Origin of the sequence: Rhodopirellula halodulae (genome assembly GCF_020966775.1) — a bacterium.
GTDB lineage: Bacteria > Planctomycetota > Planctomycetia > Pirellulales > Pirellulaceae > Rhodopirellula > Rhodopirellula halodulae.
Window position 1 is genome coordinate 454,998 of sequence record NZ_JAJKFV010000011.1, and the last position, 20,114, is coordinate 475,111.

At 55.5% G+C, this 20,114-nt stretch carries 15 protein-coding genes; 5 read left to right on the plus strand and 10 right to left on the minus strand.

Annotation, left to right across the window (positions count from 1 at the left end; translation table 11 throughout):
* Positions 1 to 93: 93 nt before the first annotated feature.
* The 6 genes from LOC70_RS10310 to LOC70_RS10335 all read right to left on the minus strand — a co-directional run bounded on the left by LOC70_RS10310 (position 94) and on the right by LOC70_RS10335 (position 7,209).
* Complete coding sequence (locus LOC70_RS10310; protein ID WP_230253519.1) at positions 94 to 3,264, minus strand: efflux RND transporter permease subunit; 3,171 nt, start codon at positions 3,262 to 3,264, stop codon at positions 94 to 96.
* The gene (locus LOC70_RS10315; protein ID WP_390889023.1) at positions 3,261 to 4,688 is read right to left on the minus strand and encodes an efflux RND transporter periplasmic adaptor subunit; all 1,428 of its coding nucleotides are present in this window, start codon (positions 4,686 to 4,688) and stop codon (positions 3,261 to 3,263) included. The genes LOC70_RS10310 and LOC70_RS10315 overlap by 4 nt, the downstream gene beginning before the upstream one ends.
* Positions 4,685 to 5,146: a DoxX family protein gene (locus tag LOC70_RS10320; protein WP_230253520.1), complete on the minus strand. Its 462-nt coding sequence runs from the start codon at positions 5,144 to 5,146 to the stop codon at positions 4,685 to 4,687. Before LOC70_RS10320 ends, LOC70_RS10315 begins: the two co-directional genes overlap by 4 nt.
* A 147-nt stretch (positions 5,147 to 5,293) precedes the next feature.
* Complete coding sequence (locus LOC70_RS10325) at positions 5,294 to 5,779, minus strand: MarR family winged helix-turn-helix transcriptional regulator (RefSeq protein ID WP_230253521.1); 486 nt, start codon at positions 5,777 to 5,779, stop codon at positions 5,294 to 5,296.
* A 223-nt stretch (positions 5,780 to 6,002) separates the two neighbouring features.
* Positions 6,003 to 6,419, minus strand: a complete 417-nt coding sequence (locus LOC70_RS10330; RefSeq protein ID WP_230253522.1) for an RrF2 family transcriptional regulator — start codon at positions 6,417 to 6,419, stop codon at positions 6,003 to 6,005.
* A gap of 505 nt (positions 6,420 to 6,924) precedes the next feature.
* On the minus strand, positions 6,925 to 7,209 hold the full coding sequence (locus tag LOC70_RS10335; RefSeq protein ID WP_230253523.1) for a hypothetical protein: 285 nt from the start codon (positions 7,207 to 7,209) through the stop codon (positions 6,925 to 6,927).
* 104 nt (positions 7,210 to 7,313) lie between these two features.
* Between LOC70_RS10335 and LOC70_RS10340 the strand changes: the two genes are divergently transcribed.
* Together LOC70_RS10340 and LOC70_RS10345 are read left to right on the plus strand one after the other, a co-directional pair.
* On the plus strand, positions 7,314 to 10,208 hold the full coding sequence (locus tag LOC70_RS10340) for a multiheme c-type cytochrome (protein ID WP_230253524.1): 2,895 nt from the start codon (positions 7,314 to 7,316) through the stop codon (positions 10,206 to 10,208).
* Positions 10,198 to 12,069: a CRTAC1 family protein gene (locus LOC70_RS10345; RefSeq protein ID WP_230253525.1), complete on the plus strand. Its 1,872-nt coding sequence runs from the start codon at positions 10,198 to 10,200 to the stop codon at positions 12,067 to 12,069. The genes LOC70_RS10340 and LOC70_RS10345 overlap by 11 nt, the downstream gene beginning before the upstream one ends.
* Before the next feature lie 40 nt (positions 12,070 to 12,109).
* Here LOC70_RS10345 and LOC70_RS10350 read toward each other — a convergent pair whose 3' ends face one another.
* From LOC70_RS10350 to LOC70_RS10360, 3 genes are read right to left on the minus strand one after another with little or no spacing between them, the layout of a single operon-like run.
* On the minus strand, positions 12,110 to 13,243 hold the full coding sequence (locus LOC70_RS10350) for a response regulator (protein ID WP_230253526.1): 1,134 nt from the start codon (positions 13,241 to 13,243) through the stop codon (positions 12,110 to 12,112).
* A 39-nt stretch (positions 13,244 to 13,282) separates the two neighbouring features.
* Entirely contained in the window at positions 13,283 to 15,589 is a 2,307-nt protein-coding gene (locus LOC70_RS10355) for a PAS domain-containing sensor histidine kinase (protein WP_230253527.1), read from the minus strand.
* 18 nt (positions 15,590 to 15,607) lie between these two features.
* Complete coding sequence (locus LOC70_RS10360; RefSeq protein WP_230253528.1) at positions 15,608 to 16,243, minus strand: RedB; 636 nt, start codon at positions 16,241 to 16,243, stop codon at positions 15,608 to 15,610.
* 363 nt (positions 16,244 to 16,606) lie between these two features.
* Between LOC70_RS10360 and LOC70_RS10365 the strand changes: the two genes are divergently transcribed.
* Positions 16,607 to 17,851, plus strand: coding sequence for a threonine/serine exporter family protein (locus tag LOC70_RS10365; RefSeq protein WP_230253529.1), 1,245 nt, complete (start codon positions 16,607 to 16,609; stop codon positions 17,849 to 17,851).
* A 42-nt stretch (positions 17,852 to 17,893) separates the two neighbouring features.
* Here the strand turns inward: LOC70_RS10365 and mntR are convergent, their stop codons facing one another.
* Positions 17,894 to 18,307, minus strand: coding sequence for a manganese-binding transcriptional regulator MntR (mntR, locus tag LOC70_RS10370; protein WP_230253530.1), 414 nt, complete (start codon positions 18,305 to 18,307; stop codon positions 17,894 to 17,896).
* A 299-nt stretch (positions 18,308 to 18,606) separates the two neighbouring features.
* Here mntR and LOC70_RS10375 point away from each other — a divergent pair, with 299 nt between their 5' ends.
* Both LOC70_RS10375 and LOC70_RS10380 read left to right on the plus strand, forming a co-directional pair.
* Complete coding sequence (locus LOC70_RS10375) at positions 18,607 to 19,752, plus strand: DUF1559 domain-containing protein (RefSeq protein WP_230253531.1); 1,146 nt, start codon at positions 18,607 to 18,609, stop codon at positions 19,750 to 19,752.
* Positions 19,752 to 20,114 carry a hypothetical protein gene (locus tag LOC70_RS10380; protein ID WP_230253532.1) on the plus strand — a complete coding sequence of 121 codons (363 nt, stop codon included), beginning with the start codon at positions 19,752 to 19,754 and terminating at the stop codon, positions 20,112 to 20,114. The genes LOC70_RS10375 and LOC70_RS10380 overlap by 1 nt, the downstream gene beginning before the upstream one ends.

A 20,114-nucleotide genomic window follows, 5' to 3' on the forward strand; every position in this document is an offset into this window, starting at 1 on the left:
ACCAACGGAAAAAGGCCTCGTCCGTTTTACGGCGACGAGACCTTCAGAGAGTTCAGTGCGGGACCCACCGCAGGCGCGGCCGGAAAAGGTGGTTTAGGCAGCCTCGGATGACACCTGAGTTTCGACCGCTTCCTGATCCTTTTTCGCGAATCGCCGAAGCAGCACATAGAACACCGGCGTCAGGAACAAACCAAACAAGGTTACGCCCAACATCCCGCTGAACACCGCGGTGCCCAACACGCGACGCATCTCAAATCCGGCCCCCGTCGCAACCAGCAATGGCACCACACCCAAGATGAACGAGAACGCGGTCATCAAGATCGGACGCAAACGCAGACGACATGCGGCGACCGCAGCATCAAAGCGATTCTTGCCCGCGTCCTCTTCGGCCTTGGCAAACTCGACGATCAAAATCGCGTTCTTACACGCCAATCCGATCAAAACGATGAAGCCGATCTGCGTCAAAACATTGTTGTCCATGCCACGCATCCAGACACCGGTCAGTGCGAACAGCAAACACAAGGGAACAATCAGAATGATTGCCAGTGGCAGCAGCCAGCTTTCGTACTGCGCCGCAAGAGCCAAGAACACGAACAGCACGGCCAATGGGAACAGGAACACAATCGTGTTGCCAGCTTGCTTTTCCTGGAACGCGATCTCGGTCCATTCATAACCGAATCCCGGCGGCAAATTCTTGCTCGCCAATTGTTCCATGGTCGCCAACGACTGCCCAGTGCTGAATCCTGGCACCGTGGTGCCATTCAAGTCCGCCGCCGGAAACAAATTGAATCGCACAATTCGGTCTGGCCCGGCGGTCTGCTTCACATTCACAACGGAACCCAACGCCACCGAAGCCCCGCGATCGCTTCGGGTTCGAATACGAGTGATGTCGGTCGCATCGTCCCGGAACATCGGTTCGGCTTGGGCGGTGACTCGGTACGTCCGCCCCAGGAAGTTAAAATCGTTGATGTAAACCGATCCCAGGTAAACCTGCAAAGCCTCAAACACTCGGTTGACAGGGATGTCCAACATCTGAGCCTTCGTTCGGTCAACGTCGGCATACACCTGCGGCACGTTCATTCGAAGGTTGGTGAAGACCTGCATCAGTCCGGGTTGTTGGTTCGCTTCCGCTAACATGCTTTGGGCAACCTCGTTCAGCGCATCCATCCCCGCTCCACTGCGGTCCTGGACATACATTTTGAATCCGCCACCACGACCGATCCCGCGGATCGGTGGCGGGGGGATGATCAAAATCTGGGCTTCGTTGATCGACGCAACCTCGCGCCGCATGTCTGCGACGATTTCGTTGACGCCTCGATCACGTGCGGCACGTTCTTTCGCGTCTTCCAATGGCAAAAACGTCACCGCGGCGTTGGGTTTGATCGTGAACGTTGCCCCGGACAATCCCGCGATCCCAACCGCGTGTGCCACGCCGTCGATCTGCTGACCGATTTCGGCGACCTCGCGAACAACACGGTCCGTTCGCGCGAGCGAAGCACCATCGGGTAGGTTGATCGCAACAATCACGTACCCTTGGTCTTGATCCGGAATGAACCCGGTCGGCACCATCCCAAAACTGAAACCCGTCGCCACGAGCAAAGCAACATAAAGCACGACCGAGAAACCGGCCTTCTTCACCAAGCGACCAATCACGGAAGCATAAATATTGCTGGTGACATCGAACGTGCGATTGAACAAACGGAAGAACCATCCGAATAGCAAATCAACGATTCGTCCGATCCAGTTCTTCGGCGCATCTTTGGGACGCAACAACAACGCGCACAGTGCGGGACTGAGCGTCAGCGAAACGAACGTGGAGATCGCGGTGGAGATCGAAATCGTCAGGGCAAACTGCTGATAGAACTGACCGCTGATCCCCGGAACGAACACCGTGGGAACAAACACGGCAATCAACACCAACGTGGTTGCCACCAATGCAGAACCAACTTCGTCCATCGCCTTGTGAGTCGCCTCTCGGGCCGAATAGCCTTCCGCGATCAAACGTTCGACGTTCTCGACCACCACAATCGCGTCATCCACCACGATCCCGATGGCGAGCACCAGCCCAAACAATGACAACGTGTTCAGCGTGACACCCAAGAACTGCATCACCGCGAACGTTCCCACCAGCGAAATCGGAATCGCGATCACCGGGATGATCGTGGGCCGCCAACCGTGCAGGAACAAGAACACCGTCAGCACCACAAAAATCGTGGTGATGAAGAGTGTTTCAAACACCTCCGCGATCGAATCTTCCACGTAGTCCGTCGGGTTGTATGCGATCTCGTAACCGAGCCCTTGCGGGAAGTCGGCTTCCAACTCTCGCATCACCCGTTTGACTTCGTCGGCTGTGTCGACGGCGTTGGTGCCAGGCCGCTGGTAGACCAAAACGGCAATGGCCGATTTGCCATCCAAGTAACTTTGACGCGAATAGTCTTGAGCACCCAACTCAATCCGCGCGACATCTCGCAAACGAGTGATCCGTCCGTCCTCGCCGCGTTTGACGATGATGTCACTGAACTCGTCTTCACGGATCAATCGACCTTGAGTGGTCACGTTCAATTGAAAGTCACCAACCTCGTCCGTGGGTGGCTGACCGATGACACCGGCTGCGACCTGCATGTTCTGCGCACGAATCGCCTCGACGACCTCACCGGCGGTGAGATCCACGTGGGTCATCTTTTCGATGTCCAACCAGATTCGCATTGCGTATTCGTTGCCACCAGCGATCCGGATTTCACCGACACCGTCCAAACGCATCAATGCGTCGCGCACACGTAAGAATGCGTAGTTGCTGATGTAGAGGTTGTCCCGACTTCCATCAGGCGAGTTCAGGTGAACCACCATCAGCATGTCAGGAATCTGTTTGGTGGTGGTCACACCAATTTGGCGGACCTGTTCGGGCAAACGTGACTCCGCAATCGCGACTCGGTTTTGCACCAGCACCTGGGCGTCATCCAAATCGGTGCCCAGCTTGAACGTCACCGTCAATTGCATGGTGCCATCGGAACTCGATGATGACTCCATGTACAACATGTCATCGACGCCGTTCATCTCTTGTTCGATCGGCGTGGCGACGGTATCCGCAATCACTTCCGGCGTCGCACCGGGATAGCTTGCTCGCACCAAAACCGTGGGCGGTGCCACGTTGGGATACTGCGAAACGGGCAACGTGAAATAGACGATCCCCCCGACCAAAACGATCAGAAAGGACAGCACCGACGCGAAAATTGGTCGTTCAATAAAGAAGTGTGGAAACTTCATGACGGCACCTCCGGACTGCGTGCCTCATTCATGCGATCCGCGACGGGCACTTCGGCGGGTGCGGGGGAAATCCATTCCTCTTTTGGGACGGGTTTGTACTCATCCGGCAGCCCGTCTTCGACCACTTCGATGGTGCCGTCTTTGACATTGACCTCCGCGTCAACGCGAGCTTGCATCAAACCTTCGATGACAAGACTCTCGGTGCCATCGAGTCCTTCACGAATGACACGAAGACCATCAATGATCGGTCCGGTCTCTACACTGCGTCGCTGGATCTTTCCATCGACGACAACATAGACATATTGCGAAGACTGGTCGGTCCCGATCGCGGAATCCGGAATCAAAACCGCGTCGTGGGCTGCACTGCCGGGAATCCGCACGCGAGCGAACATGCCGGGAAACAGCATTTGGTCTTCATTGGCAAACACCGCTCGAGCACGCATGCTGGCGGTGTTCGCATCGAAGCTGTTGTCGACGAAGTCCATATGGCCATGGTGAGGAAATCCTTGTTCGTCAACCAACCCCAAGAACACTGGGTTCTTCGCCACGCGAGAGCTTTCACGTTCACCGGATCGAGCCAAACGCTCGTACTTCAAAACGTCTTGTTCGGTCGCATCAAACACGGCATAGATGGGCTGGACCGACGTGATCGTTGTCAGCAACGACGAGGTTGAACTGCCGCCGGCGATCAAGTTGCCTTCGGTCACGTACTTGCGACTGATGCGTCCGGTGATCGGTGCGCGAATCCGGGTGTATTGCAAATTCAGTTTTGCAGTTTCGACACCCGCGCGAGCCACCTCAATCTCCGCTTCCGCCGTCGCAATCGCCGACTCCGCCGAGTTCAGGCTGGCTTTCACACCTTCGATGTCCGCCTTGGCTTTCAAGAACTCCGCTTCGCGATCATCCAACTCGTCTTGCGAAGACGCATTCTGTTGAACCAACCGCTGCACACGGCGATAGCGAACTTGGGCCAGATTCAACTGGGCCTCGGACTGCAACAGATTCGCTTTGGCGACTTCGGTCAACGCCTTCGCTTGCTGCAATTGTGACTCAGATTGCTGAAGCTTCGCTTGAGCCGCACTCAGCTCGGCTTCAAACGGCCGTGGGTCGATGATGAATAGCAAGTCGTCTTTGTCGACGATCTGTCCTTCATCGAAGTGGACCGATTGCAGGTAGCCGCTCACGCGAGCTCGCACCTCGACCAAGTCGACCGCTTCCAATCGACCGGTGAAGGCATCCCATTCCACGATTTTCTTGGTCACCGGCTTGGCGGTGGTGACCGTCGCGGGAGGCATTTCAGGTGGCCCACTGGCGTTGGGATTGCATCCGGCAACCATTACTAAGGTCGCTGAGATCAAAGCCCCGGCGGTCAGTGCCGAGGCGTTCCGACGCCTGAGCGGCATCTTCAAATCGTTCCAAATCATGTTGCATTCTCAGGTTGGTTGGCTGGTTCGGAGTTTCCACCGAAGAAAAGTCGATCGAGTGCGAAACGACCTGGGCCTAGCAAAGCAATTGAGGCGTAGACCAAGAGGTAGACGATGGCGAGTTCTTTCTTCTGCCAAGGATCGTCCGCGTGCACGACAAAGGCGGCGACCACCATCGTGAACGCCAAAGGCAAAGCGGCCAAACGGGTGAACAAACCCGCGATCAACAACAAAGAGCATCCCACTTCGGATGCGATCGCCATGATCAAACTGGTTTGGTGCCCCATCCCCAACGGATCGGGAAAACCTTCTGACATCTCGCTGAAGCCCTTCACTTTCGCGATGCCGTGCACCAGCATCAAAACGCTGATCCCCACGCGAAGCAGAAGCAATCCGATCGACATTGGCAACGGCGCTTCCTCGCGTGAAGCGTGAGAGGACTCTGTGGGATGTGACATGGGAAAATCAAGTTCGAGAGAGGCGAGAAGCCCGGTTCAACGCTCACGGAGTGAGGCTTTATCCAAGGCTTGATGGAGGTGGGAAGGAAATGTCTTTTGAAAGGTTCAGCCTGACGCTCTAAACGTTGCGCCGGCATAATTTCGTGATCAGCTTTGGCAAGCGTCATCGCACTGGGCGATGGATTCCCGCGTGCGATTGAGCAATTGCAATAACTGCTCCTTTTCCGCATCGTTCAACTGCTTGAGCATCCGGTCCTCCAGTTCATAGAGAGGCTCCATCGTTTGCTCGACCAGCTTGCGACCCTTCTCGGTGATGCTGACATGGACCACCCGACGATCCTCGGTGCATCGTTTCCGTTCGGCCAGTTCCTGAGAGCAAAGGTGATCGACCAGCGAGGTCACGGCGGGAACCACTTGAATCATCTGCTGACCAATCTCACCGCAGGTCAATGGCCGACTGGCCAGAGCGAGGCTTCGCAAGATGTTGAAACGCGAAAGCGTCAATCCGTGCTCGCGAAAGAGACGCGACATGCGATTGTCGAGCTGGTCTCCGATGCGAAGAAAATTCAACAACACTTCTTGGTCCTGGCTTCGGAATGGAACGGGACGATTGAGTTCTTGCTGCAGATTCATCGCGACTTGTTCGACTGGACGGCGTTTCACTGCTGAATAGGTTATTAGTGAAATATCTTTTGTCGAATCGTTTCCGCCGGTAAAACATTCCGGGCAAGAGATCGCCATCAGGAGGCACGTAAGGATCTCTAAACGCCGCTAGAACGACTGGCTCACTGAACAGATGAGCCCTAAGCGTCCTAATTCGGAACGCAAGGCCAGAACGTTGCCAGGAAGTTCCGGATCAGAGCTTGTCCAACTGCGGCCGTGACGGCACGACATCGGCCAACGTCACGCTCTTCAGATATTCCATCTGAACGCGTTCGGCTTCGGCCAAAACGCCCTTGAGCTTGCAGAAAGAATGAATGGCACAGCTATCGTCCGTGCCCACGCATGAAAGCAGATTGGTGTCCTGCTCCACGGTTGCGACCACTTGGCCAACCGAGATTTCTTCGGGTGGAATGGCTAACTCGATGCCACCACCCACTCCACGAATGCTCCGCACGTAGCCTTCTCGTGCGAGGAGATTGACCACTTTGGCGACGTGATTCACCGAGATGTTGAACAGCGAGGCCACACTGGCGACGTTGGCTCGAGTATCTCGCGTTGCCAAATACATCAACGTTCGCAACGCGTAATCGGTCTGAGTGGTCAGTTTCATGGCGTCTTCAGATTAAACCAGTGCAAGCAAAATATCGTACTGACTTTTGAATATCGCCGTGGCTGGTTAACAAATCGAGTTCGCTTCGGTCCCTTATCTGCCCTAGTTTGATTGACTTCGGAAGATTCTCCGCCTAGTCTCAGGACGAGGCCGTTGAAGTTTTTTCAAGCTTCCTCGTCTTTTCGGCCCGCATCGCTCGGTTTTTGACTGATCCATGTCGCGTGTTCTTCTCCTCTTGCTAGCTCTTTTTGCACTGGTGGGCGTTCTGACGCCGCGTTCAGCGGAGGCGAGTTGTGGAGATTGGCTGCAACACCCGACGTCTCCATCCGAACCGTCCATTTCGGCGAGTGCGGCTGGCGGTCACGTTGCGAATGCCGACGATGACGCAGCGTCCGAAGCGTTTTCGAGCCAAGGGCATTCGCAGCCGAATCGCCCCGTTCCGCCGTGCAGCGGACCTCTGTGCAGCAAGCTGCCTTCGCTGCCGCTGCCTGCTCCCATGCCACCCTTACCGGTGCGTTCTCATCAGGAAGCTGCCTGGTTGGAACTGCGGCCCGCCGAGATTTTGCGAAGCTTCGCCCTGCGAGACGCAGAGGCACCTCTCGCGCTTCGAGAGGGTTTCCAGCAAGGAATTGATCGCCCCCCGCAATCGCCCAAGCCTTTCGGTTTGGAGCCGCTGCTCGGTTGAATCGATGATTAATGGCGTGATTGCGCCGTGACAGCGATCCACCTTCATTTGCTCTGACTTGCCAGTCACGTTTCGATTTCGATTCGTGACATCGACGGTGATCATGCGTCTGCGCAATTCGTGCCAACGCGGATCACATCGCCGCTTTGGATCCTCACGGACGAAGTGGCCGTTCCCGTCAGTCCATCCGATCTGCTGGAAGGATCATCATGTCGCCTGTTGAAAAAACCGGTGCGACGACCGCCAAACCTCGCAAGAAATACGTCCGGGCGGTCGGACCACGTTTGAAGAAACTGCTCTACCTCATCTTCGTTCTCTTCGCGTTGTTGCTGGCCAATTCGGGCTACCTCGCGACGTTCACGTTCTTGGAATGGTTCAAGAACCAGACCTACCAGGATTACTTTTATCAATACATGTTCCTCGCCCATTTGGTGATGGGACTGATCCTGATTCTGCCCGTTGTCATTTTCGGATTCATTCACCTTTGGAACACCAAAGACCGCCGCAACCGTCGAGCTGTGCGAATCGGGTATGCGTTGTTCGTCGTCAGCTTGGGCATTCTGGCAACGGGAATTCTGCTGGTCCGCATCGGTGGTTTTGATTTGAAACAACCGTTGGCACGCAACACGGTTTACTGGTTGCACGTCGCGTTTCCACTGGCGGCGATCTGGCTGTACTGGCTGCATCGCTTGGCGGGCCCGCGAATCAAATGGCGAATCGGAATGAGCTTTGCCGGTGTCGCGGTGGCTTCCATTGCCATCATGGTCATTTTGCAGATGCAGGATCCTCGTCAATGGAACGCGATCGGCCCCGATTCTGGCGTGCAATACTTCGAACCTTCGTTGGCTCGAACATCCAGCGGCAACTTCATTCCATCCGATGCCTTGATGAATGATGAGTATTGCCTTAAATGTCACGCCGACATCCACAAGGATTGGCAGGACAGCGTTCATCGCTTCAGTTCGTTCAACAACGCGCCGTACTTCGCCAGCGTTAGCGAAACGCGAGCTAAATCGCTCGAGCGTGATGGTTCGGTGCAGGCATCACGTTGGTGCGCCGGTTGCCACGATCCAGTGCCGTTCTTTTCGGGCGCTTTTGATGATCCTGAGTTCGACATGCGAGAGCACCCCACAGCAAAAGCGGGGATCACTTGCACGGTCTGCCACGCGATCACCAATGTGAACAGCGTTCGTGGCAATGCGGACTACACGATCGAGGAACCTTTGCACTACCCATTCGCAAGTAGCGACAACAAAGTCCTGCAGTGGGTGAACAACCAATTGGTCAAAGCCAAGCCATCGTTCCACAAAAAGACGTTCCTCAAACCGTTTCACAAGACTGCGGAGTTCTGCTCCACCTGCCACAAGGTGCACCTGCCGGCTGCACTGACGGGCTACAAAGAGTTCCTACGTGGGCAGAACCACTACGACCCGTATTTGTTCAGTGGTGTTTCGGGACACGGTGCGAGAAGTTTTTACTACCCGCCCAAAGCGGTCGACAATTGCAGCAAGTGTCACATGCCATTGGTCGCCTCCGATGACTTTGGCGCCCAACTGTTCGACGGTGCATCGGAACTCAGTGTCCACGACCACATGTTTCCGTCGGCCAACACGGGCATCGCGTGGCTGCGGAATCGTGATGACGTGATCGCGGCTCACCAAGAGTTCCTGCAAGACGTGATGCGAGTGGACATTTTCGGACTGCGTGACGGCGGTGAAATCGATGGCAAACTGACCGCACCACTCCGGCCGGAAGTCCCCGCGGTCCGCCCTGGCGAAAAGTACTTGATGGAAACCGTCATCCGCACCATGAAGATGGGGCACTTGTTTTCGCAAGGCACGGTCGACAGCAACGAAATTTGGTTGCAGGTCAAAGTGACCAGCGGCGATCGACTGATCGGACATAGCGGACTGATCAACGAGAACGAACACAATGCGGTCGACCCTTGGTCGCACTTCGTCAACGTGTTCATGCTCGACAAAGACGGCAACCGCATCAACCGACGCAATGCGGAGGACATTTTCACGCCGCTTTACAACCACCAAATTCCACCGGGCGCCGGGCAAACGGTTCACTATGAATTGCAGATCCCGGACGACGTGACCGAACCGGTTCAGGTCGAATTGAAATTGCTGTATCGCAAGTTTGACACGGAGTACATGGACTTCGTTGCCAAACAAAACGAGGCTCACGGCGACCTGATCCGAGGCCATGAACCTGGTCAGGATTACACAAACGAGCTGCCCATCACGACACTCGCGACCGACAGCATTGTCTTTCCGGTTGACGGAATGAACCATGAGGTCGACAACGCCCCACGCGAAATTCCGCAGTGGCAGCGTTGGAACGACTACGGCATTGGTTTGTTGCTCAAGGGCAAAGCGGAACTTCGACAAGCGGAAGCCGCGTTCACCGAAGTCGAAAAGCTGGACCGTTGGGACGGACCAATGAATCTCGCTCGTGTTCTGAACACCGAAGGCCGGTTGGACGAAGCCGTGGAAGCATTGCAACGCGCCGACACGTTCCGTGATGAGGAGGGTTACCCTCGTTGGACCTGGGCATGGCTTTCGGGTGTGATCAATGCCCAGCAAGGACGTTTGGAAGCGGCGGAGCAAAACCTTCGCAGCGTGCTCGAGGACAACACGGAAGACATGCAAAAGCGAGGTTTCGACTTCAGCCTGGACATTGAAGTCATCAACGAACTTGGGCGGACGCTATTCGACCTTGGCAACGTTCGCGAGCGGCAGCGTCGTGAAGAAGAAAGCGTCGAGTACTTCCACGAAGCCGTGGCCCAATACAAAAAGACGCTGATGATCGATCCCGAGAACGTGTCCGCGCATCACAACTTGCAGTTGTTGTACGAACGCCTCGGTGAACAAGAGCTCGCCGAAAAGCATCGACAACGGCATTTGATTTACAAACCCGATGACAACGCGCAGGGCCGGGCGATTCGACTGGCTCGCGAAAAATATCCGGCCGCCAATCATGCTGCGGAAGCGGTGGTGAAGTACTCGCTGCATCGACCGCTTCCCGAGCCTCCATCGGACGAGCCCGATCCGAACGCTGTGGCGACGCAAACCAAGGAGATTCGTGATGAGCAATAAGCCCAAGATCAAAGAGCCTGAAATGAACGAAGTCGACGAAAGCGAACTTCGTGACGAGGCCGACATTGGTCGCGCCATGCGAAACTCCGTGGTCGCGGTTGCTTTGCTGGCAATTGCCGGGGGCAGCCTGGCTTACTTGCTCAGTCGCCCGGAGCCACCGCCCCCGGTCCGAGAATCGAAGTTGGCCGAAGTCGCGATCCGCGAACAACCCAAGGTTGCCATCCCGACGGTTCCATTTCGAGACATCACGGACGAAGCGGGCATTGAGTTTGTCCACAACAATGGCGCAACCGGCAACAAGCTGTTGCCCGAAACCATGGGAGGCGGCAACGCATTCTTCGACTTTGACAACGATGGGGATGCGGACTTGCTGCTGGTGAATTCCAAAGATTGGGAGTGGGATTCACCGAGCGGTAAGAGCAACGTTTCCGCCTTGTACCGCAACGATGGTGGCCAGTTTGTGGATGTCACCGAAGGGTCCGGTTTAGACGTTGCCCTGTACGGGATGGGCGCCGCCGTGGGCGATTTTGATCAAGACGGCTTGGTCGACGTGTTCCTTTCGGCGGTGGGTGAAAACAAACTCTTCCGCAACCTGGGTGAAGGCAAGTTTAAGGATGTCACGGAGCTGGCCGGTGTTGGCGGCGAGCAGGATCGCTGGAGCACCAGCTCGGGTTTCTTCGACTATGACAATGATGGCGACTTGGATTTGTTCGTCTGCAACTACGTCGTTTGGAGCCGCCAGTACGATCAATCCCAGGGCTTTCAATTGGTGGGCGGGGGGCGTGCCTATGGTCGCCCGCAAAACTTCGAAGGCACGTTCCCTTATCTCTACCGCAACGATGGCGAAGGAAAATTCACGGACGTTTCGGAAGCATCAGGCATCCAGATCCGCAACGTATCGACGGGGGTCCCACAATCCAAATCGCTGGGACTTGCGTTTTGCGACTTTGACCAAGACGGCCATCAAGACATCGTTGTCGCCAACGATACGGTTCAGAACTGCCTGCTTCGCAACACCGGCGATGGCAAATTCGTTGAGATGGGAGCCATCTGCGGGATCGCGTTCGACTCCACCGGAAACGCTCGCGGTGCCATGGGAATCGACATCACGCCGTTTCGCGAACGGACGAGCATGGCCGTTGCCATTGGGAACTTTTCCAACGAGATGACGGCTCTGTATGTCACCAAGACGGGTCGCATGCAGTTCTACGACGAAGCGGTCTCCACGGGGCTCGGCCCCAGCACGCGACTGCTTTTGACCTTTGGATTGGCCTACGTGGATTTCGATCTGGACGGACGATTGGATTTGTTTTGTGCCAATGGGCACTTGGAAGAAGACATCAACCGTGTCCAACCAAGCCAGCACTACGAGCAACCACCGCAGATGTTTTGGAACGCGGGTTTTGAATTCGATACCGAGTTCTTGCCGATGGGTGAAGAACAGGTCGGCGCGGAGTTCCTACAACCCATGGTGGGCCGAGGTGCTTCCTACGCGGACATCGACCTCGATGGAGACCTGGATTTGCTCATCACCTCCACCGGGCAAAAGCCGAGGCTTCTTCGCAATGACCAGGACTTAGACCATCACTGGATCCGTCTGAAATTGGTCGGCGATGGCGAGCGTTGCAATCGCGATGCGATCGGTAGCTGGGTCGACATCGAAGTGGGCGACCAGGTTCTGACACAGCAAATCATGCCGACGCGGAGTTACCTATCGCAGGTCGAACTGCCCTTGTCAGTTGGTTTGGGTGAGCACGATGAAATCAAGCAGGTCACGGTCCGTTGGCCGGATGGATCGGTCAGCGAACATGGGTCCCTAGAAGTCGACCGCGAACACGTGATCGAGTATTCGGGTACCTAGTCAGCCCTGCTCAGTTGAATGCGACTTGACGGCGTGTGCCTCAAGTCGCAGCCAACTCGGCTTCGCGTTGCTGCACTTCGACGGCAACGGTTTCCAACCCGACCATGTTCCGCAATCGCGTCACCATCGGCGGCGACAGTTTCCGACCGGAAGCGATCAACAGCAGGCCATTGGGTGCACGAACGTCTTCTGCAACGGTCATGCCGGTCAACAATTCCGAGGTGGAGATGTTTTCGATCGTTTTCGGCGGCAGACTGTCGACGGATTGCTGCAATCGATCGGACACTTCCGCGTCCAGATTGGGAAAGAGTTCTTCCAGCTCGGCGATTGCCGTGGAAGCGTCTTCGCCTCGTCGCTTGAGCAAGCTCTGGTAATAGGACAACAACAGGCTCTGCGCGATTCGGTCTTCGTCATTGGCACAGGAACCTGCTTCCACGTCCAGTGTCGTCATCCGATCCAACAATTCCGCAACGGGTTCCAAGCGAGGGATTTGCTTGATCAGTTGACTCGAAACCGAGAACACTTGATTAACAACTGCACGATGTTCGTCGGAAGCGATGGGCGTGCTGGCCAGTTTTTCTCGCTGATCGATGCTGAGCAATGGAATGCCAGCGACCATCAAACGTGACGTCAGCGGTACCCGCCAATCGGATCCAAGCTTCGTGTCCGATAACATCTCGACCACCGAGGCTTGAATGTCATCTGTGTCCACCATCGGGTCGTCAACGTACTCGATGATCTCAACCAAAACACTGATCGCGCCAGCAAAGGTTTTCTTCAGCAATTCATCTTTGCTCGTGACCAAATCATATTGTTTGATCCCCGCTTCAATCGCCGTTTTGATGTCACTCATTTGACACGGCTTGTTGAGGAATCGGAACACTTGACCTTCGTTCACGGCGTTCATCGCTGTCGTGAGGTCTTGGTTGCCAGTCAGCATCAAGAAAACGCTGTTGGGGGTCAACGGCCGAGCCTTTTGGATCACCTCGATCCCTTCCATCCCCGGCATCCGCATGTCGACCATGATCACGGAGAACGGCTCGGATTTCTGAATCAGCGCCAGTGCCTCAGGCCCCGATTCACACGTGGACACCTCAAAGTCAAACGCTAAGTTGCGTTTGAGAGTGTTCAGTAGGCTGCAGTCGTCATCGACGAGTAGGATACGGTCATTCATTTGATTTGCCCCCAAGTGAATGAAACGGAAAAAGTGAGCTCAATTCAGGACTGGAACCTGACAGGTGTCAGGACGATCCGATGAATCGTCCGTCATGACTGGCTGGTCGCAATCCAAGGGCAAGGTCAACACGAAAGCGCTTCCTTGACCAGGCTCCGATTCAACGTGAATGGAGCCATTGTGTTTGGTGGTAACAATGTTGTAAGTCAGCGAGAGGCCCAAGCCGGTTCCTTTGCCAACGTCTTTGGTGGTGAAGAACTGGTGAAAGACTTTTGACCGCACGTCCTCGGACATTCCGGTCCCATTGTCTTGCACACGGATCTCCACCTGGTTTTCATCGTGACTGGTTGAGATCGTGATTTGACCTTCCAAGTCATCCTCTGACTCTTTGCGTTCCGCGATCGCGTCGGCGGCGTTGACGATCAGGTTGATGAACACCTGACTCATTTCTGCGGCGAACGCGGGAACCATCGGTAATTCATCACATAGTTCCAAGTTCAGGTTCGCGATGAATTTATAGCGATTGCGGCAGATGATCGTTGCTTGGCGAACCAACGTGTTGATGTCAACTTCGCTCATCTCCTGTTTGCCAGGATGCGACATCGCTTTCATCGCTCGAACAATCTCAATGACTCGCATCACGGCATTGGATGCTTCGTCGATGGCATCCGGCGTTTGTTGTCGCAACACGTCGTAGCGATACTGCTGGCACAATTTGTCGAGGTCATCCGTGGCGAACGAACCGCTCGGCGATGCCTTGATCATGTCAAACAGAGCGTCATTGAAGTTGAACAATCGTTCGTAACTCACGGTCAGGAACTCAACGTTCCCGCTGACACACTGCATCGGCGTGTTGATCTCATGAGCGATTCCCGCTGCGAGCTGTCCCATCGACTCCAGTTTCTGAGCCTGTGCGAGTTGCCGTTCCATGGCCTGCGAATCACTCAAATCCGTACAGAATGCAACATAGACTGGCCGGTTTTCAAAGGTCGACCGGTGATAGTCAACGTGCACAGGAAACGTGGAACCATCTTTGCGGACATGCACCGTGTTGAAAGCGCATCTCCCCAATGGATCGGTCATCGCAACCGCAATTCGTTGCCGCAGATCCTGGTTGGACATCTCCTTCAGAAAGTCTTCGGGAGAAGTCGTGGCCAATCGCGATTCATCCAGGCCAATGCTCGCCAAGAACCCTTGATTGGCCTCCACCAGACGCAGCGTTTCCGCATCAATGATGTACAGCTCATTGGGAGACTCCTGGATCAGATGCGCCAACGACTTGGCTCTTGATTCCGCGTGTTTCAACGACGTGACGTCCAGAAAACTCCCCAGTGTCCCAAAGCAATTGTGCTCATGGTCATGCAGCGAGGTGGCTCCGGCGAGCACGGTGCGTCGTTCCCCGTGAGCATTGTGAAGTTGTTCTTCGACATTGACCAACTCCACATTTTCATCAGGCGCGTCGCAGAAACTGGACAGACGGTTGTTGGTTTGATCACAGGGAAGAATGATGTCGTTCATTCGTTTCCCAATGATCTCACCGGGTGATTTCAACCCGAAGAAATCGCTGAACATTTCGTTGCATCCGATGAACACCCCATCCGTATCACGCCAAAAGACGGCGGCGGGGATTCGTTGCAGAATGGTTTCTTGAATGCGTTTTTGTTGCTCGATCTCTGCGGTGCGTTGACGGACCCGCTGTTCAAGCAAGTCTCGCTGCTGGGTGAGCGAGGATTGGTTCTTCGCCAATTCCCACAGCGAGAGTCGATTCTGACGCACGCCCATGATGAGAAAGAATGTTTCAAACAACACCCATCCCGCGTGCTCGAGCGCCCGCAACGGCGACGGCGACAACACACCAAACACCGACTCGGGCCAGAACATCGCGCGAACCAAATGATCCAACGAGATTACGGACACCGCGGGCAAGTAAACCCATGGGTCTTTGTAGAACGCCAAAAACGCCAACGATCCAAACACGTGGAAATGCGATTCGATTCGTCCGCCCATCAGATGAATCAGCAACGACGAGTACTGGACCTGCGCCAAAGCCATGATGATTCGTGTCAACCGATGCCCCGGAAGGTAATAGGCCAGAAAGACGGGAAACACCGTCAGTAGCCCACCGCCAATCACGGCACTCCACACGTGCATGTGAACCAATTTGTTCGCACCGTCCCATGTGTAGGGCGAGATGCAAACAGCGCACAAGATCGCGAACGCCCACTGCAACACCAGCAAGACGGCCAACGCGCGGTCCGCGTTGACTTGTCGTCGTTGCAAGTGTTCAGCGAATAGTTTGTCCGCCGTTTTGGGCGGGCTCGCTGGTTCCGTTTCGTGATCAATCATGACTGGTTATTCCGGCAATTACATCCGACACCCAAAGACGGATGTCTCGTGCACAGGAGGTTCTTCTCCTCGCAACAACATCAACACGGCTCGCGAACCGATGTTGTCGCCTTCGTGATTTCGGGAAACCGTGATGCCACCGTGGAATCGCGTGCGTCCTTCAGGATCGAATACGGTCACGGCACCGGAGGTCCGCATTCCCATCTGCCCTGCGAGCAATCCGTTTTCATCGAACCGGACAATCGAATCAGGAACCTTTCGAAGGTGCTGATGAAGCCTAGCTTGGTCCCAGGTGACTTCTTCACCGGGTGGGTGGTAATACAAGAATTGGCATCGAACGGGCGATGAGGCCGATTCAGACGCGTGTTGATGCAAGATTTTGCGCAGCTCCGTCACCGAAGCGACTGTGCAAGGACATTGCGGATGCACCGCCATCACAATTTGCCAAGGCGGTTGTTGGCCTGACAGAGCGGTTTGACCTTCGACTTTCGTCGAGATTGCCTCCGGAGCTTGTTCCGGAGGAGGGCCTGAAGGTCCCGGCGAATTGCCGTAGACAAACAACCCTGTGAACAGTGCTGCAAGCGTGAGCCCCCAAATGATGGCCAGACGCTGCAGAAAAACGGGTGTTCGTTCGGTGTCAGAACGAACATCCAACGGGTCTGTTCCCAGGTCGAAACCCGAGACAGATTTTCGGCTTAACATGTCACGTGCCCCGCGATCAATGTTGGTAAAGATACACTTCCACACCCGAAATGCTCGGATGTATCAAACGCTACAACGGAATCAGTGGGTGGCTGCAGACGAATGACTATTCGGGTGAGAGAAAACCGCTACCTTGTCCTGGTTAGTAGCGACCTTGGCGGTGATAGCGATTGCGACGTTTGGCTTGATTGCAGGCTGGATGACGTCGCCTTCACTTCATCTGGTCCACTCTAAAAATTCACATCTCTCGCGATACGCGGTTTAAAAAGCTCCGCCTCCCAGTCGATTCGCCTCGCATTCACCTGTTAGTCTTCCGTGAACTCTGATGTTTCCTCCAAACAGCTCGTCCTCGAATTGGCTCGCAGCCTGCATGCTTGTGGCTCGCCCGCGTACGAGTTGGATCTTGAAATGGAACAAGTTTCCGCGTCGCTCGGCCACGAGGCTTCGTTCTTCTCGACTCCGACGGCGTTGTTCGTCACCTTCGGCGGCGATGACACCCGGCTGATTCGGGTCTATCCCAGCGACACAAATCTGGGTCGCTACGCAGCTTTGTTTGAACTTCAGCGAGAGATCCAGGAAAACCAACTCAACACCCCGGCCGCCTGGCAACGGCTGTCGGAGATCAACGCCATGAGCGAAGGGTACGGCACCGTCACCCAGATCCTGTCGCATGGCGGGGTGGCCGCCTGCATCAGCGTGCTGGTTGGCGGAGACATTCGCACCACCCTTTCCGCGGGCGTGGTTGGATTGATGGTTGGAATTTTGGTGACTTGGCTGACCGCACAACGTCACCAAGTCCACCTGATCAATGTGGCAGCCGGCTTTCTCGCCAGTTCGGTCGCTTGCAGTATTCAGGCCTATTTCGGCACCGGCAACTTCGAGATCACTTCATTAGCAGCGTTGATCTTGCTCGTTCCCGGATTGCACCTGACCATCAGCATCAACGAATTGGCCACGCAGAACCTGGCGTCGGGCTCGGCAAGATTCTCGGGAGCGATGACCACGTTGCTAACCATCGTCTTCGGCGTTTCCATGGGTTACGGATTGGTGGATGCGCTGATCCCGATTCCTCCTTCGGTGCAACTGGACTCACCGGACTGGTTCGCGTCCTCATTGGTCCTGGTGCCCATCGGTCTGTGCGTCGCCGTGACCTTCCGCACACGTTATCGCGACATCCCATGGTTACTGGCGTCAACGCTGCTTGGCTACGGAGTCCTACGGTTAGCAGGAACCGTGTTTGGTCCCTTTGCCTCGGTGGGCATCGCCGCGTTTGTCACGGGCGTGACCAGCCATCACGCGTCAGCGCGACTTGGGTTGCCAACCGCTGTGATGCTGCTTCCCGCATTGTTGTTGCTCGTTCCCGGCAGCCTGGGATTTTCGGGCTTGTCCCAAATCATGTTGAAAGAGGATCTGCCGTCTGGCATTCACCTGACCGCGACCATGATGTTGACCGCCGTTTCCATCGTCGCAGGGTTGCTGCTGACGGATGTCGTGGTCTCACGTAGCGACAAGCAATCGCTGGAATCGCCAACCACGAACACTTCTGAATCCTCCGACTGAATTCCAGAAACCCAGCAGCGTCCATTTGAACGCGTATCCCATTCAAGAAGCCGGCGGCAAACCATTATTCAGAATCCGCTTCATCGCTTTCAGCGTTTCATCGCTGACGTGATGCTCGATGCCTTCACTGTCGATCGTGGCGGTGTTTTCGCTGACGCCCAGCCGCAACAAGAACTCACGCACGATCTCGTGCCGTTGCCGAGCCTTGGTTGCCATCCGCTTCCCCTTGGGGGTCAAACTGATGGGCTGATAGGGTTCCGTCAGCACCAATCCATCCCGCTGCAAACGGCTGATGGTGTTGTTCACGGTGGCATGGGTCACATCGAATTGCCGCACCAAGTCCACCGCCCGACAGATTCCATTTTCAGAAATGGATTCCGCGATGGCTTCGACGTAATCCTCGGCCACTTCGCTGGCGTGGTCCGATCGAGTCCGGTGATGCGAATGGGATGGCAAAGGATCCGCCCTTCGGTGCCAGAGAGGGAAAATAAAGAAATGGAGAAGCATTTTAACAAGCAAAAGGGGTTCAGAAACCCTCTTGCAATCCGCTTGCATCAAAGATAGCCTCAGCTAAAGTTGTTAGCACGCGCTAACTGTCAAAAAAGCCGCTGCCGACAAATTGGATGCGTTTTGGCGACGCCGATAACGGTCCAGCCTCCGGCAAACACGCTTTTTCGATTTGACATCTCGTCCTGATTCTTCTCTTTTTTTGCACACAAACTTAGCACAGACTAAGAATGAGGCCACGCGAAAATATGCGATATACAACCTCAAAGGCGTTAGCGATCGGCGATCGTGCCCGGCTCGCGTCGGAAACCACAGCCACTGGCCATCGTCGTGACGCAGGTTTCACTCTGGTGGAATTGCTGGTGGTGATTGCCATCATTGGTGTCTTGGTCGGATTGCTTTTGCCCGCGGTGCAAGCCGCTCGAGAGGCCGCCCGCCGCATGTCATGCAGCAACAACTTGCGGCAAATTGGGCTGGCCGCGCAGAACTACCACTCCGCCTACCAGCGTTTTCCAGCCGGCTACGTTTCCTACGCCACCAATTCAGGAAACTCTCCCGCATCCGTCGCGATGGATCCCGTGACCTGGGATGCTGGCCCCGGATGGGGGTGGGGCGCGGGATTGCTTCCATTCGCAGAAGCCACCGCGGTCAACGACAGCCTCCGTTTTGACCAGCCGCTTTGGTCGCCCGCGAACGAAGCCGGTATCTCGGCCACGCTGCCGTTCTTTTTGTGCCCAAGTGCGGCAGGAGGCGATGAACCCTTTCCAGTTCAGAACGAGACGGGCGGCCAACTTCAAATCAATGGCCGGACGATCGAACTCGGACGAACACACTACGTTGCCAGTCACGGCCAAGAGAGTTGCTGGGGTGAATGCGGATCGGCTGCCACGGGCGTTGTCTTCACCAACATCTACACCTCGGAGACCAAAACCATCACGATCGACGGGGATACTGGACGCGTGGCAGATGGTCCTTTCTATCGCAATTCCAAGACTCGTTTCCGAGACGTATTGGATGGGACCAGCAACACCATCTTCTTTGGCGAGCACACCTCCACGCTCAGCGATAAAACCTGGGTCGGCGTCGTTCCCGGCGCGTTCACACACCCTCGCTTTGAATCCCCTGAGAACGGCCCCGATGCCGCCGCCACGCTGACCTTGGTCCACGCGGGTCCATCAGGCGGCGAATTGGACATCACCGGGTTCCCGATCATTCACCCCGTCAATTTCCCAACCTATCACGTGGGGCAAATGGTTTCTGACCATCCCGGCGGCGGGTTTGTCTGCCTTGGCGATGGATCCGTTCGCTTTATCACTGACTTCGTGGATCTCTACGTCTGGGCGGAAATGTCCAGCATGAACGAAGGCGAAACCATCGACTGGGAAAAACTGTGATGCAAGCCCGAAAGCACATGAGCAAAGGCGACGAAACTGCCAGCTTGGCTCGCCGTTTTGGTTGGATCGGAATCCTGGCGTTGATCGTTGCGATCGGGGTGTTCCTTTTCCCTCGCACCAAGGTCGAACTGGATGACCAAGGTTATGGAGCAGCCACCGCTTTGTTTCGTATTTGCAATCAACGTGATTCGGAATCTCTTGCCAAGATGGAGTCCGAAATTCAAACGTGGCGATCCGAAGGCAAGCTCTCGGACAAGTCATTCGATGCATTGACCGACGTCATCGACCTCGCCAAGTCCGGTGATTGGCGAGACGCGAATCAGGCATGCCGAACGATCATGGAAGATCAAGTCAAACGATGA